General features: G+C 64.5%; 11 protein-coding genes. 9 read left to right on the top strand and 2 right to left on the bottom strand.

Annotated features, from left to right (window positions below):
* Positions 1-77 precede the first annotated feature (77 nt).
* A complete protein-coding gene (purC, locus tag H146_RS0109945) occupies positions 78-791 on the top strand; it encodes a phosphoribosylaminoimidazolesuccinocarboxamide synthase (protein ID WP_019951726.1) in 714 nt (237 codons plus the stop codon).
* A 15-nt stretch (positions 792-806) separates the two neighbouring features.
* On the opposite strand, the gene tsaA is transcribed toward purC, so the two are convergent.
* On the bottom strand, positions 807-1,553 hold the full coding sequence (gene tsaA / locus H146_RS0109940) for a tRNA (N6-threonylcarbamoyladenosine(37)-N6)-methyltransferase TrmO (RefSeq protein ID WP_019951725.1): 747 nt from the start codon (positions 1,551-1,553) through the stop codon (positions 807-809).
* A gap of 98 nt (positions 1,554-1,651) precedes the next feature.
* On the opposite strand from tsaA, the gene H146_RS0109935 reads away from it, so the two are divergent.
* The 8 genes from H146_RS0109935 (at position 1,652) to H146_RS0109900 (ending at position 11,257) form a co-directional block, all read left to right on the top strand.
* Positions 1,652-2,140, top strand: coding sequence for a hypothetical protein (locus H146_RS0109935; protein ID WP_019951724.1), 489 nt, complete (start codon positions 1,652-1,654; stop codon positions 2,138-2,140).
* Between the two features lie 30 nt (positions 2,141-2,170).
* The gene (ampD, locus tag H146_RS0109930; protein WP_019951723.1) at positions 2,171-2,755 is read left to right on the top strand and encodes a 1,6-anhydro-N-acetylmuramyl-L-alanine amidase AmpD; all 585 of its coding nucleotides are present in this window, start codon (positions 2,171-2,173) and stop codon (positions 2,753-2,755) included.
* A gap of 361 nt (positions 2,756-3,116) precedes the next feature.
* Positions 3,117-5,798 (top strand): pyruvate dehydrogenase (acetyl-transferring), homodimeric type, encoded by a 2,682-nt coding sequence (gene aceE / locus H146_RS0109925; RefSeq protein WP_019951722.1) that lies wholly within the window; start codon positions 3,117-3,119, stop codon positions 5,796-5,798.
* A gap of 65 nt (positions 5,799-5,863) precedes the next feature.
* Positions 5,864-7,954 (top strand): pyruvate dehydrogenase complex dihydrolipoyllysine-residue acetyltransferase, encoded by a 2,091-nt coding sequence (gene aceF, locus H146_RS0109920; RefSeq protein WP_019951721.1) that lies wholly within the window; start codon positions 5,864-5,866, stop codon positions 7,952-7,954.
* Between the two features lie 200 nt (positions 7,955-8,154).
* Complete coding sequence (gene adk, locus H146_RS0109915; RefSeq protein WP_019951720.1) at positions 8,155-8,811, top strand: adenylate kinase; 657 nt, start codon at positions 8,155-8,157, stop codon at positions 8,809-8,811.
* Between the two features lie 158 nt (positions 8,812-8,969).
* Entirely contained in the window at positions 8,970-9,653 is a 684-nt protein-coding gene (gene tsaB / locus H146_RS0109910) for a tRNA (adenosine(37)-N6)-threonylcarbamoyltransferase complex dimerization subunit type 1 TsaB (protein WP_019951719.1), read from the top strand.
* A 24-nt stretch (positions 9,654-9,677) separates the two neighbouring features.
* Positions 9,678-10,475, top strand: coding sequence for an undecaprenyl-diphosphate phosphatase (locus H146_RS0109905; RefSeq protein WP_019951718.1), 798 nt, complete (start codon positions 9,678-9,680; stop codon positions 10,473-10,475).
* Positions 10,475-11,257, top strand: a complete 783-nt coding sequence (locus tag H146_RS0109900) for a class I SAM-dependent methyltransferase (RefSeq protein WP_019951717.1) — start codon at positions 10,475-10,477, stop codon at positions 11,255-11,257. The genes H146_RS0109905 and H146_RS0109900 overlap by 1 nt, the downstream gene beginning before the upstream one ends.
* Here H146_RS0109900 and plsB read toward each other — a convergent pair.
* Positions 11,252-13,726 (bottom strand): glycerol-3-phosphate 1-O-acyltransferase PlsB, encoded by a 2,475-nt coding sequence (plsB, locus tag H146_RS19025; protein WP_019951716.1) that lies wholly within the window; start codon positions 13,724-13,726, stop codon positions 11,252-11,254. The genes H146_RS0109900 and plsB overlap by 6 nt on opposite strands.
* Positions 13,727-13,841: the final 115 nt, after the last annotated feature.

Here is a 13,841-nt window from a genome sequence, read left to right as displayed (position 1 = left end):
GGTGGGTCCGCCGATACCCTCGATTCTGCAATAACATGGCCTCGGGCCGTGACCAAACGCCGTGGAGAAAGAGCACCGTGGAAAAACGCCAACAGTTGTACGCCGGAAAGGCCAAGTCGGTGTTCGAAACCGACGACCCGGACCGCCTGATTCTCGAGTTTCGCGACGATACCAGCGCCTTCGATGGCAAACGGGTCGAGCAGCTCGAGCGCAAGGGCAAGGTCAACAACCGCTTCAACGCCTTCATCATGACCAGACTCCGGGAGGCCGGTATTCCGGTGCATTTCGAGCGGCTGCGCTCCGATACCGAGTGCGAGGTCAAGCGCCTGACCATGATGCCGGTGGAGTGCGTGGTGCGTAACCTTGCCGCCGGCGGGCTGTGCCGTCGTCTCGGCGTCGAGGAGGGCATCGAGCTGACGCCGCCCACCTTCGAGCTCTTTCTCAAGAATGACGAGAAGGGCGACCCGATGATCAACGAATCGCTGGCCGACACCTTCGGCTGGGCGCGGCGCGAGCATCTCGAGCGCGCTCGCGAACTGACCTTCGCTATCAACGACATCCTCAAAAAGCTGTTTCTCGACGGGAATCTGCTGCTGGTCGACTACAAGCTGGAGTTCGGCCTGTTTCATGGCGAGGTGATGCTGGGCGACGAGTTTTCCCCTGACGGCTGCCGGCTGTGGGACGCCACCACCCGCGAAAAGATGGACAAGGATCGCTTCCGCCAGGGGCTGGGTGGTGTGATCGAAGCCTATGAAGAGGTCGGCCGGCGTATCGGCGTCGATTTTGGCTGACAGGGCGATTGCCGCCTACCGGCTTGCTATCTCGACCAGCGCCTCGACCCGGACACGGGCGACGCCCTGGTCGTCACACGTAATGCGAAAGCGCACGTCGAGATCATGTAGACGCACGCCGTAGACCCGCTCGTCGTCGCGTCGGCGGCGGTAGGCGGGACGCGGGTCCTGCGCCAGCACCTCGCTGATCAGAGTGCGCAGCGCTTGACCGTCGTGACGCTCTGCAAGCTGCGCCTCGCAGGCGGGTGTCAGTGCCACCGGCAGCTGCGGTGGCGGTTCGGGGGCGAAGCCGGCGCGGGCGCTTTCAGCGCTGTCGGCCCAGGGCAGCCAGGGTTTGATATCCACCACCGGGGTGGCATCGATCAGATCGTGACCGCGCAGCTCCAGCACCGGCCCGGGTTCGTAGCGGATGCCGGTCAACTCGACCAGTGACAGCCCCAGCCGGTTGGGCCGGTGGGTCGAGCGCGAGGCGAAAACGCCGATGCGGCGATTGCCGCCCAGCCGCGGCGGGCGTACCAGCGGCGTCCAGCGCTGCGGGCTGTGATGAAACACAAAGCTGATCCAAAGATGGCTGAAATGTTCGAGCCCACGTACGCACTCGGCCTGATCAAAGGGGGCGAGCAGCCGCAGGCGGGCGGTCGCGGAGGGCGCCAGACCCGGCTGACGCGGCACGCCGAATTTGTCCGGGTAGCAGCTTTCAACGGTGGCGATGATGTCGAGCGGAGGCAGCCGAGCGGCCGTAAAATCTGTCATGACGGCCATTATGCCAGCTACTGCGATGCATCGGGGATCATTGGCGGCGATCTGCGGTCAAAATGCATTGCCTACGCCGACAGTTTCCGACCATGGAAAAAGAGAGCATGAACAACCGCGACGACAGCGCTGATGCGACACCCCTGCTGCTGACCGAAAAGCGTCTCAACACGACGCTGCTGGGTGTCGCCTTTGCCTTTTCGATGGCCGGCGCCATCACCCTGATGGTGCATGCCTGGCAGAGTGGGCGGGTCTGGCCGGTGGTGCCGATCGCGCTGGGCCTGCTCGCCTGGGGGCTGATGATCGGCAACAATCTGTCGACACGACGACGGCTGTCACCGGTACTACGGCTCGAAGCACAGCGGCTGCGCTACATTGGCGGCCCGGCCTGGAAGCCGCGGCTGGTGGATATCGATTATCGCAATATTGCCGCCGTCGAAAAGCGTACCGGTAGCGCGATGGTGCTGCGACTGCATAGCGAACGCCGCCGGCATCTGCTGCCAATCGGGCTGCTGAGCCGTGCCGACCGGCAGCGCTTTATCGACGCCTTCGAGCAACGCCTGCCCGCTACCGCGCATTCTGCCTCGAGCTCCTGAGCGGGGCGTTCGACATTGAGGGAGGCTGCCATGATCGACGCTCATCGGCTGGTCGGAGCGCGGCATATCGACTCACCCAACTGCGATGCGCGCCCCTCCGGCGAGCTGTCATTGATCGTGGTGCATTCGATCAGTCTGCCGCCGGGAGAGTTCGGCGGTGACGCCATCGAGGCGCTTTTTACCAATCGGCTCGAGCCCCGTGCCCATCCCTTTTTTGCCACCATTGCGCATCTGCGCGTCTCGGCCCATCTGCTGATTCGCCGCGACGGCAGTATCACGCAGTTCGTCCCCTTCGACCGTCGCGCCTGGCACGCTGGTCGCTCGCGCTGGCAGGGGCGCCGGGCGCTCAACGATTTCAGTCTCGGCATCGAGCTGGAAGGCGACGAGCGCCCCTTTACGGCGGCACAGTACAGCGCCCTGGCGAGGACGATAGCGACGCTCGAGTGCCACTATGAAGGCATTGATCGCTCGCGGCTGGTGGGGCATGAGCAGATCGCGCCGCTGCGCAAGCGCGACCCCGGGCCGAGCTTCGACTGGTGCTATCTGCATCTACTGCTATCGCGGGGGTGTGGCAATTCGCCATTGGTGGCTGCTGGCTCGGTGGTGTCGTCGTGACTATCCTTTTACTGCATAGACGGGTCGCGACCGGCGATGAGAGCAATCAAACGGCCCGAATTGAAGGGGTTGCAGCCGCTTCAATTGGCATGACTGCAGGTTTGCGGTATCTTCGTTACCCGATCAGAGCGCCCTTTTCCAGGGTTTGACCTGCTTCGTTGATGGCTACCCATCAGGGTTTTCGACACGGCCCCAGTGCCGCCGATCCGTGCCGGCCGCTCGATCCCTGCGGCTATCAAACGACGTATTCCGGAGGCTCTTTAACAGAGCACATGGCCCCACCAGAAGGGCCGACCCGCCAAAAAGCGATCGAGGCTCCAGAAGAGCCCGCTGAAACCTATCTTCATTCGGAGAGACGTCTATGAGTCTGGAGGCAAGAGAAGATCACGATCCGATCGAAACAGGGGAGTGGCTGGATGCCCTGAATTCGGTAATGGATCGTGAAGGAGAGGAGCGCGCTCAGTATATCCTCAGCAGACTGGCTGATCGGTTGCGCAGCGAGGGCAAGCTGCCCCCCTTCTCCGTTAACACGCCTCATCGCAACACCATCCCCGCTCATCGCGAGGCCAGGCTGCCCGGGGATATGTTCATGGAGCGCAAGATCCGCTCCGCGATCCGCTGGAACAGCGTGGCGCAGGTCATTCGCGCCAACAAGAAGTACAAGGGGCTGGGCGGTCACCTGGCCAGCTACCTCTCCTGCTCGGTACTCTACGAGACCGGTTTCAACCACTTCTTCCGCGCCGACAGCGACGAGCAGAAGGGCGATCTGATCTATATCCAGGGCCACGTGACCCCGGGGATTTATGCGCGCTCCTATCTCGAGGGCCGTCTGACCGAGGAGCAGCTCGACACCTTCCGCCAGGAAGCGGTCGCCGAGGGGCTTTCCTCCTACCCGCACCCCTACCTGATGCCGGAGTACTGGCAGTTCCCCACCGTGTCCATGGGGCTGGGTCCGATCCAGGCGATCTACCAGGCGCATGTCATGAAGTACATGAACGCCCGCGGCCTTGAAGACATGGGCGATCGCAAGGTCTGGGCCTTCCTTGGCGACGGCGAGTGCGACGAGCCGGAATCGCTGGGCTCGCTGCACCTGGCCAGCCGCGAGAAACTCAACAACCTCATTTTCGTGGTCAACTGCAACCTGCAGCGCCTCGACGGCCCGGTGCGCGGTAACGGCCGCATCATGGACGAGCTGGAGGGCGTCTTCCGCGGCGCCGGCTGGAACGTCATCAAGGTGGTCTGGGGCGGTCTCTGGGACCCGCTGTTCGAGAGCGACCACAAGGGCATCATGCAAAAGCGCATGGACGAGGCGGTCGACGGCGAGTACCAGAACTTCAAGGCACGCGGTGGCGCCTATACGCGCGAAAAGTTCTTCGCCAAATACGAAGAGCTCGAGGAGATGGTCAAGGACTACTCCGATGAGGACATCCATCGCCTCAACCGCGGCGGCCACGACCCGCAGAAGATGTACGCCGCCTATCATGAAGCCTTCCATAACGCCGGTGACCGCCCCACCGTAATCCTCGCCCACACTGTCAAGGGTTACGGCATGGGCGGCGGCAGCGGCGAGGCCGACATGGAAGCGCACCAGATCAAATCGATGGAGAACGACGCCCTCAAGACGATGCGCGACCGCTTCGCCATCCCGGTCTCCGACAAGCAGATCGACGACGGTATTCCCTACTACAAGCCGGACGATGACAGCCCCGAGATGCGCTACCTGCAGCAGCGGCGCAAGCAGCTCGGCGGCTATCTGCCGGCGCGCAGAAGCGATTTCGAGGCGCTGGAGATTCCGGGCCTGGACGACAAGACGTTCGCCACCCAGACCAGGGGGTCAGGGGATCGCGAAGTCTCCACGACGATGTCGTTCGTGCGCGTGCTCAACGGCCTGGTGAAGAACAAGGCCTTCGGCGAGCGGGTGGTACCGATCATTCCTGACGAAGCGCGCACCTTCGGCATGGAGGGCATGTTCCGCCAGATCGGCATCTACGCCGCCGAGGGGCAGAAGTACGAGCCCATGGACTCCGGTCAGATCATGTACTACCGCGAGGACCAGAAGGGCCAGATTCTCGAGGAGGGCATCAACGAGGCCGGTTCGATGTCGGCCTGGATCGCCGCTGCGACCTCCTATGCCAACCACCATCTGGCGCTGATTCCTTTCTACATCTACTACTCGATGTTCGGTTTTCAGCGTATCGGTGACCTGGTGTGGGCCGCCGGCGACATGCAGGCGCGCGGCTTCATGGTCGGCGGTACCGCCGGGCGTACCACCATCAATGGCGAAGGGCTGCAGCACCAGGACGGCCACAGTCACATACTGATGTCCACCGTGCCCAACTGTCGTGCCTATGACCCCTGCTACGGCCACGAACTGGCGGTGATCATCCAGGACGGCATGAAGCGGATGTTCCACGACAAGGAGAGCTGCTTCTACTACCTGACGGTGATGAATGAGAACTATCACCACCCCGAGATGCCGGAAGGCTGCGAAGAGGGCATCGTGCGCGGCATGTATCTGCTGCACGAAGGCGAGGGCAAGAAGGATGCACCGCGGGTACAGCTGATGGGCGGTGGCACCATTTTGCGCGAGGTGGAAGCGGCTGCCGAACTGCTGGCCGAAGAGTACGGTGTGGTCGCCGATGTGTGGAGCGTGACCAGCTTCAACGAGCTGCGCCGTGAAGCACTGGAGTTCGATCGCCAGCAGTTCCTGGACTTCGACGACAAGCGTGAAAAGCCCTGGGTAACCCGCTGTCTCGAGGAGCGCGACGGTCCCGCCATCGCCTCCACTGACTATATCAAGCTTTACGCCGATCAGGTGCGCGCCTGGGTACCGACGGACTTCCACGTGCTGGGTACCGACGGCTTCGGCCGCTCGGATACCCGTGCCCATCTGCGCCGCTTTTTCGAGGTGGATCGCTACTACGTCACCGTCATGGCACTGCGCGCGCTCGCCGCCCGCGGCGAGATCGATGCCAAAAAGGTGGGCGAGGCGATGAAGAAATTCGACATCGACCCCGAAAAACCCAGCCCGCTGGTGAGCTGAGGCGTTAAATACGCGGTGTCGCCGGGTGCGCCCGGCGGCCACGGCCGGATGAAAGGAGCGCGACCTTGAGTAGTGAAATCATAAAGGTCCCCGATATCGGGGGTAGCGAAGGGGTCGAGATCATCGAGATCCCGATCCAGGCCGGTGACAGCATCGAGGCCGAGGACACCATGATCACGCTGGAGTCCGACAAGGCGTCGATGGACGTCCCCGCACCGAAGGCCGGCAAGGTAAAGAAACTGCTGGTCAGTGAAGGTGACAAGGTTTCCGAGGGTGACGACATTCTCGAGCTGGAAGCGGAAGGCGAAGAGGATGGCGAGCCCGAAGAGGACGCCGACGACCAGAATAATGACGCGGATGAGGAGCAGGCCGAGGCCGACGAGTCCGACGTCGAGAAAGAGAAGCCGAAGAAGACCTCTTCCGGCGGCGGCAAGCGTACCGTCGAGGTGCGCGTGCCCGATATCGGCGGCAGCGAGGGCGTCGAGATCATCGAGATCCCGGTCAGCGAAGGTGACGATATCAGCGAGGAGGATGCGCTGATTACGCTGGAGTCCGACAAGGCGTCGATGGACGTGCCCAGCCCGTACAGCGGCAAGCTGGTGTCGCTCGAAGTGAAGGAGGGCGACAGCGTCTCCGAGGGCGACCTGATCGCCACCATGGAGATCGCCGGCGATGGGGATGACGACGGCGACGATGACAGCGACGAAGACGACAGCGCTGACGCCGCCACGGATGACCATGACGACGAAGCCGACGAAGATGACGACGGCGACGACGAAGAGGGTGAAGGCGGTCGCAGGGAGCTGCGTGTGCCCGATATCGGCGGCAGTGAAGGCGTCGAGATCATCGAGGTAGCGGTCAGTGAAGGCGACGAGATCAACGCGGAAGACGCGCTGATCACGCTGGAGTCCGACAAGGCGTCGATGGACGTGCCCAGCCCCTACAAGGGCAGGGTGGTCGAGATCAGCGTCAAGGAGGGCGACAGCGTCTCCGAGGGCGATCTGATCGGCTATATCGAGGTCGCCGGCGCCGGCGGATCCGGCAAGCCGAAGCAGTCGAAAAAGGACGATGCGAAATCGTCCGGCGATGATAGTGCGAAGAAAAGCGCTGACAAGGGCAAAAAACAGCCGTCAAAGAAAAGTGGCGGCAAGGATCAGCCCGACGCGGCGAAAAAGGACGAGGGCGCCTACGGCGGTGAAGCCGCTCCCGGCCAGGGCAAGGGTGGCAGCCGCGTCCATGCCGGTCCCGCAGTGCGTCTAATGGCCCGCGAGCTGGGCGTCGACCTGACCGAGGTCAAGCCCAGCGGCCCGAAGGATCGCGTGCTGAAGGAGGACGTCGATGCCTTCGTCAAGCAGGTGATGAAAACGCGCAGGGAGGGCGGCCAGTCCGCTGCCTCCGCTGCAGGTGCTGCCCAGGGTGGCGGTATTCCGCCGATTCCGGCGATCGACTTCAGCCAGTTCGGCGAGGTCGAGGAGAAGCCCATGGGCCGCCTGATGAAGGCGGGTGCCACCAACCTGCATCGTAGCTGGCTCAACGTGCCCCACGTGACCCAGTTCGACGAGGCCGACATCACCGAGCTGGAAGACTTCCGCAAGGCGATGAAGGATGAGGCGCAGCAGCAGGGCGCGAAACTCACACCGCTGCCCTTCATGATCAAGGCCGCGGCGCGTGCCCTGGAGCGTTTCCCGCAGTTCAACGTCTCGCTGCACCCGGATGGCGATAAAATCATCCAGAAGAAGTACTTCCATATCGGCGTGGCGGTCGATACGCCCAACGGTCTGATGGTGCCGGTGATCCGCGACGTGGATCAGAAAGGCATTATCGAACTGGCGAAAGAGGTGATCGAGCTGGCCGGGCGCGCTCAGGAGGGCAAGCTCAAGCGCGACGAGATGCAGGGCGGCTGCTTTACCATTTCGAGTCTCGGCTCGATCGGCGGTACTGCTTTCACGCCGATCGTCAACGCCCCGGAAGTGGCGATTCTGGGCGTCTCCAAATCGCAGATGAAGCCGGTCTGGAACGGTAGCGAGTTTGCGCCGCGGCTGATGATGCCGCTGTCGCTCTCCTACGACCACCGAGCGGTCAACGGCGCCGACGCGGCGCGTTTTACCGCCTTCCTTGCGTCACTTCTGAGCGATATACGGCGGCTGACAATGTAAGTCGCACGCCATTGGTGACTGCCAGCGGCCCTGCGGGGCCGCTTTTTCGTCGCTGTGGCGCCCATACCTGGCAAAATGTCGCAATTTGCCACACTCGGCTTGTGCCGCGCGCGGTGCTGTCGGTATCGTTGCGGTTTGCATTTTGCCCTGGCCATTAAAACTGGCGTCAGCAAACAACATTATCCAGGAGCGGTTTTTCCATGCGTTTGATCCTGTTGGGAGCCCCCGGCGCGGGCAAGGGGACTCAGGCCCGCTTTATCTGTGAGCGCTTCGGTATCGTGCAGATCTCCACCGGCGACATGCTGCGCACTGCCGTCAGGGAGGGCAACGAGCTGGGTCAGCGGGTCAAGGAGATCATGTCGACCGGCAAGCTGGTGCCCGATGACATCATCATCGAGCTGGTACGCGAACGTATCGCCCGTCCCGACTGTGTCAACGGCTTTCTGCTCGACGGCTTCCCGCGCACCATCGTGCAGGCCGACGCCCTGCGCGATGCCGGTGTCGAGCTCGACCACGTGCTGGAGATTCATGTCGCCGACGAGGAGATCGTCAAGCGCCTCTCCGGGCGACGCGTGCATGAAGGCTCGGGCCGGGTCTATCACATCGACCACCACCCGCCCCGTGAACCGGGCATCGACGACGACACCGGCGAGCCGCTGATTCAGCGCGATGACGACCGCGAGGAGACGGTACGCAGCCGCCTCGACGTCTATCATGAGCAGACCGAACCGCTGATCCACTACTACCGCCAGTGGCAAGAGGAAGCACCCACGCGCGCACCACAGTGCCATCGCGTCGAGGGTGTCGGCAGCGTCGAGGATATTCGCCGTCGCGCCATCGAGGCACTGGAGAGCTGAAGCGTCAGAGTAGCTGGCGTGTCATATGCACTACCCGATGCGCATCGCCATTGCGGCGGTGCGCTTTTGTATTCGGCTTTGGGGCCTGCGGTGCTTGTCCTATAATGCTGCCGCTACGTAAATCACGATGGCGCTCTCGCAATGACGATCTCTGTGCAATGACAACCCTGCTGGCACTGGATACCTCCTCGGACAACTGCTCGGTGGCGCTGTGGCGCGATGGCGAGGTCATCGATCGCCGCGCCCATGTGCCGCGCGGTCACACGCACTATCTGATGCCGATGATCGATGAGGTGCTGGCGCACGCGGGTGTCGCAATGGCCGAGCTGGATGCGCTGGCCTACGGTCACGGCCCCGGCTCCTTTACCGGTGTGCGTATCGCCGCCGGCGTCGCCCAGGGGCTGGCGTGGGGATGCGACCGGCCGCTTCTGGGCATCTCTACCCTGCGTGCACTGGCGCTGGCGGCGCTGCGCGACGACGGCGCCGAGCGGGTGCTGGCAGCGCTGGATGCGCGTCTCGGTGAGCTTTATGTGGCGCTCTATGGCGCCGCTGAAAACGGCCCCGAGGCGCTGCTGGCGCCCTGCGTGACGGCGCCGGAGGCGCTGGTACTGACGCCGGCGGAAACGTCGATCACCATGGTCGGCAGCGGTGTGGCGCTGTTTGATCGACTGCCCGCGGATATTGCCCGCCAGGTGACACAGCGTCATGAGGCGCGCGCGCCGCAGGCCGCCGATATGGTGCGGCTGGCGGCGGCGGACTTCGCCGCCGGGATCGCCACCACGCCCCTTGAGGCGGTGCCGGTTTATCTGCGCGACCGGGTGGCGCATCAAAAGCCCGCCTGACGTCGTCGATCAAGGAACTCCGCTATGGACTGGTTGCATGTGGTGGTGCTCGCCCTGATTCAGGGCATCTCCGAGTTTCTGCCGGTATCTTCCTCTGCTCATCTGATCCTGCCTTCGCAGCTGCTGGGCTGGCCCGACCAGGGGCTGGCCTTCGATGTGGCGGTGCATGTCGGCACTCTGCTGGCGGTGCTGATCGCCTTTCGCCATCAGGTGTGGACGATCGCCCGCGGCTGGCTGGCGCAGGTTTTCAAAAGGCGCGCCAGCGAGGAGGCGCGGATTGGCTGGGCGGTAATTATTGCAACGCTGCCGGCCGGTATTATCGGTTTTCTCGCCGACGATCTGATCAGCGTCTGGGCGCGCTCGGGTCTGGTGATCGCCACCACTACCATCATCTTCGGCCTGCTGCTGTGGTGGGCGGATGCCAGGGGCGAGCGGCGGCTTGCCATGGCGCAGCTGGGCTGGAAAAGCGCGCTGCTGATTGGCCTGGCCCAGGCGCTGGCGCTGATTCCCGGCACCTCGCGTTCGGGTATCACCATCACCGCTGCGCTGATGCTGGGGTTCACGCGTCAGAGCGCGGCGCAGTTCTCCTTTTTGATTTCAATACCGCTGATCCTCGCCGCCGGGCTTTTCAAGGGCATCGAGCTTGCCGGCAGCGGCAGTGACGCCCACTGGAGGGCGATCGGCGTCGGAGTGCTGCTCTCCTTCGTGTCGGCCTTTATCTGCATTCGGCTCTTTCTTGCCGCGCTGGACCGCATCGGCATGCTGCCGTTCGTGATCTATCGGCTGGCGCTGGGTCTGTTGCTGCTGCTGTTGTTGCTGTGATGAGTGCTGCGCTGGAACCGGTGGTGGTGGGTGATGACGCCCGCAGTGCGGCGCTGGCGCACGCGCTGGGGGTAGCGCTGCGGGCCGAGGTGCCGGGCGGCGATATCCTCTGGCTGCGCTACGGTGAGACAGGGCTGGCGCTGGGCGGTGATCCGTCACGCTTTGGCCAGCCGCTGTGCGCCGAGCTGGTGGGCGGTCGCGTCGGTCATCGGCGCCGCTTCGGCGGCGGTCGCGGTCAGCTGCTCGCCCGCGCCTGCGGGCTGGGCAAGGGGGTGACGCCGGAGATCGTCGACGCCACCGCCGGGCTGGGCCGCGACGCTGCGACCCTGGCGGCGCTGGGCGCGCGGGTGCTGCTGATCGAGCGTCAGCCGGCGATCGCGGCGCTACTGGCCGATGCGCTGGCGCGTCTGGCGGCCGAGCCCGAGCTTTCGGAGCTGCGCCAGCGGCTGTCGCTGGTGCCGGGCGACAGCAGCCGTGAACTGGCGGCGCTGGTGGCGGAGTCCGGGGTGCTGCCACAGGTGGTACACCTTGATCCCATGTATCCGCATCGCCAGGGGTCGGCACTGGTCAAAAAGGAGATGCGGCTGTTTCGCGCCCTGGCCGGCGACGACGAGGATGCGCCGGCGCTGCTCGAGCAGGCGCTGGCGGTGGCGACCCACCGGGTGGTGGTCAAGCGGCCGAAGGGGGCGCCGCCCATCGAGGGGCCGGCGCCGCATCATCAGCTGAGTTCGAAAAACAGCCGCTACGACCTCTATGTCCACCGCTCGCTGAAGGCGCTATAGCGGCCGGTTCGGTTCACGCCGAGGCAGACGTGCCGTCAGTTCGCTGAGACGGTGACGCAGCGCCGGATCGAACAGCCGCCTTGTTGTGCCCAGGGTTTCGGGCAGGTGCGGATCGACATGGAGCCCGCCGTCGCGCTCCTCGAGCCAGCCATCGCGCGCGAGGGTATCGAGCAGCCCGGTGAAAAGACGCCGATCAAAGAACTCCGGAGCGTTGAGCCCCTGCAGGCGCGTCAGACGTTCGGCCAGCAGACCGCTCTGCTCCACCAGGCTGGCACGGCTTATGCCGCCGTCGGCGTAGCGCAGTAGCGTCGACAGCAGAATGAAACCGCGCTCCAGGGTCGGCTGAATGATCCGTCCCAGCAGATAGAGGCGTTCTCGCGCCTCGAGTTCATCGGCCGGGCGCTGCCACTGATGCTGATGCTCAATCAGCAGTCCGGCCGCCTGCAGTGCATTCAGCACGCCGTGCAGCTGGCGCTCGAACGGCGTGCCACCGTCATCGATATAGAGCTCTTCACGCAGCGCCGGCCACAGCGGTGACAGCAGCGCTTCGAGGGTGGCGAAGTCGAGGCGCCGGTTGTTGCGAAAGGCGAACGCCACCAGCGCATGCAGGGCGAACAGATGCAGGGCGTTGTTGCGATACCAGGTGAGCAGCGCCGCGTGTTCGCTATCCACCGTGATCAGATCGCCCAGCGGGTGCTCCACCCGTGAGACCAGGCCGAGGGTGAGGCTGCGTTCGATCCACTGCGCTGCGTCACCCTGCGGCAGGCGCAGCCGTTGCGCGCCGGGGTAGTGGCGCTGCAGCGCGTCGAGGCTTTCGAGCTGATGCGCGAGCAGCTCGACTTCGATGGTGCGGTGGGAAGTGGCCAGCAGCACCAGCGCTACCATCGACACTGGTGTCAGCGCGGCGGCCTGGTTGATGCGTGCCGCCAGCTCGAAGCCGAGCCCGGGTACTGCACGGCGCAGCCAGTCGGCGTTGCTGTCGTTCGGGGCGTCGCGCCAGCCGCTGACCTCTCTGTCCAGCCAGGCGCCAACCTCGAGCGGCTCGCCGAAACTGACCTGTACCCGGCCGAAGGGCTGGCGCAGGTGACGCAGCGCACGTAAAAGCCCCAGCGGGCTTTCACGGCGCTTGTGGCCGGTGCGCAGTTCGCGGATGTAGGCACGCGACTCCAGCACCTTTTCGTAACCGATATAGACCGGCACAAAGGCCATTGGCTGTGTCGGAGCACGGGCATGGGAACGCAGTGTCATCGACAGCATGCCGGGGCGCGGCGCCAGCATGCGCCCGGTGCGGGAGCGGCCACCCTCGATGAAATACTCCACCGGATGGCCGCGCGACAGCAGCTGGTGCAGATACTCGTTAAAAACGGTGGCATAGAGGCGATTGTCGCGGAAGCTGCGGCGCATGAAGAAGGCGCCGGCGCCGCGTAAAAGCCGCCCGATCAGCGGCATATCGAGGTTGCGTCCGGCAGCAATGTGGGGTGGCATCAGGCCCTGACGATAGAGCACCCAGGAGAGCAGCAGATAGTCGATATGGCTGCGATGGCAGGGCACATAGACCAGCTCGTGGGTACCGGCCAGTTCCTCGATCGCGTCGCTGTCGTGTACTTCGACGCCATCGTAGAGGCGGTTCCACAGCTGCCCCAGCAGCCGATACAGCAGTCGCATCACCGGCGCCGACATGGCCGCGGCGATCTCCTCGGCGTAGCGCTCGGCGCGGTGATGGCTCTGCTCGCGGGAGTGACCGCGCTCCTCGGCGTCGGCGCTGATCGCCTCGCTGACGGCGCGCTGGCGCAGCACGCGCTGGACAAGAACGCGGCGAGGGGAGAGGTCGGGTCCGATTGCCTGTAGCCGCACACGCTGAAAATAGCGGCGCAGAAAGCGGGTGGCGCGCACTCTGGCAAAGCCTGCCTCGGCGTCGCCGCGCTCTACCAGCGCCGCCAGCGACAGCGGCTCGCCAAAGCGCACTTCCAGCGCACGAGCGCGCATCACCACAGCGCTCAGCCGCCGCACGCCGGCGGCCAGGCGGTGCAGCAGCGGGTAGCGTGGATGCCCGCGGTCTCGCTGCGGTGCGCGGCCCCAGAAAAGGGTAACCGGCATCAGCATGACGTCTTCTCCCGAGCGCTGCTGAGCTGCGATCATCGTGTCGAGCGCGGCCGAGTAATCGACATGACCATGGTGACGACGATATCGAGCGCCATCGAACAGCGCGGTGGTGCTCGACAGGCGGGTGCCGTCGGCCAGCGTCGTCTCACCGGTGGGTGACGGCAGCCGGTGGATTGCGCAAAAACGCGTCAGCGCCACCCGGTCGGCAAAGTCGCAGACCGGCAGCACGTAGACGAGCGGCCTGTCGGAGTTCTCGACCAGGGTGTCGGGCGACTGCGGCGTCGTGGCGCGAAAGTGCAGCCAGCGACCGGCCAGACGGTTAAATAGGCGGACGAGACGCGCCCGGGACGATCTGGATGGCGACATCGTGGCTCCACTGATATAAACCGGCATCGAGGCGTCGTGCCATGTCGGTGCCGGTGGGCGACAGGTGGGCGTCATGGTACAGCGAATGCGCCACCGGGCGCTGTGGCGACGGAGA

This window comes from Kushneria aurantia DSM 21353, from assembly GCF_000382245.1.
In the GTDB taxonomy this organism is placed as follows: domain Bacteria; phylum Pseudomonadota; class Gammaproteobacteria; order Pseudomonadales; family Halomonadaceae; genus Kushneria; species Kushneria aurantia.
This window is presented reverse-complemented; position numbering and strand designations above follow the sequence as displayed.

What these genes read in the sequence shown, in the direction of transcription:
- H146_RS0109900 (WP_019951717.1), top strand. Translation starts at nt 10,475, where the DNA reads ATGAGTGCTGCGCTGGAACCGGTGGTGGTGGGTGATGACGCCCGCAGT.
- H146_RS0109905 (WP_019951718.1), top strand. Translation starts at nt 9,678, where the DNA reads ATGGACTGGTTGCATGTGGTGGTGCTCGCCCTGATTCAGGGCATCTCC.
- tsaB (WP_019951719.1), top strand. Translation starts at nt 8,970, where the DNA reads ATGACAACCCTGCTGGCACTGGATACCTCCTCGGACAACTGCTCGGTG.
- ampD (WP_019951723.1), top strand. Translation starts at nt 2,171, where the DNA reads ATGATCGACGCTCATCGGCTGGTCGGAGCGCGGCATATCGACTCACCC.
- H146_RS0109935 (WP_019951724.1), top strand. Translation starts at nt 1,652, where the DNA reads ATGAACAACCGCGACGACAGCGCTGATGCGACACCCCTGCTGCTGACC.
- aceE (WP_019951722.1), top strand. Translation starts at nt 3,117, where the DNA reads ATGAGTCTGGAGGCAAGAGAAGATCACGATCCGATCGAAACAGGGGAG.
- tsaA (WP_019951725.1), bottom strand. Translation starts at nt 1,553, where the DNA reads ATGGCCGTCATGACAGATTTTACGGCCGCTCGGCTGCCTCCGCTCGAC.
- adk (WP_019951720.1), top strand. Translation starts at nt 8,155, where the DNA reads ATGCGTTTGATCCTGTTGGGAGCCCCCGGCGCGGGCAAGGGGACTCAG.
- plsB (WP_019951716.1), bottom strand. Translation starts at nt 13,726, where the DNA reads ATGTCGCCATCCAGATCGTCCCGGGCGCGTCTCGTCCGCCTATTTAAC.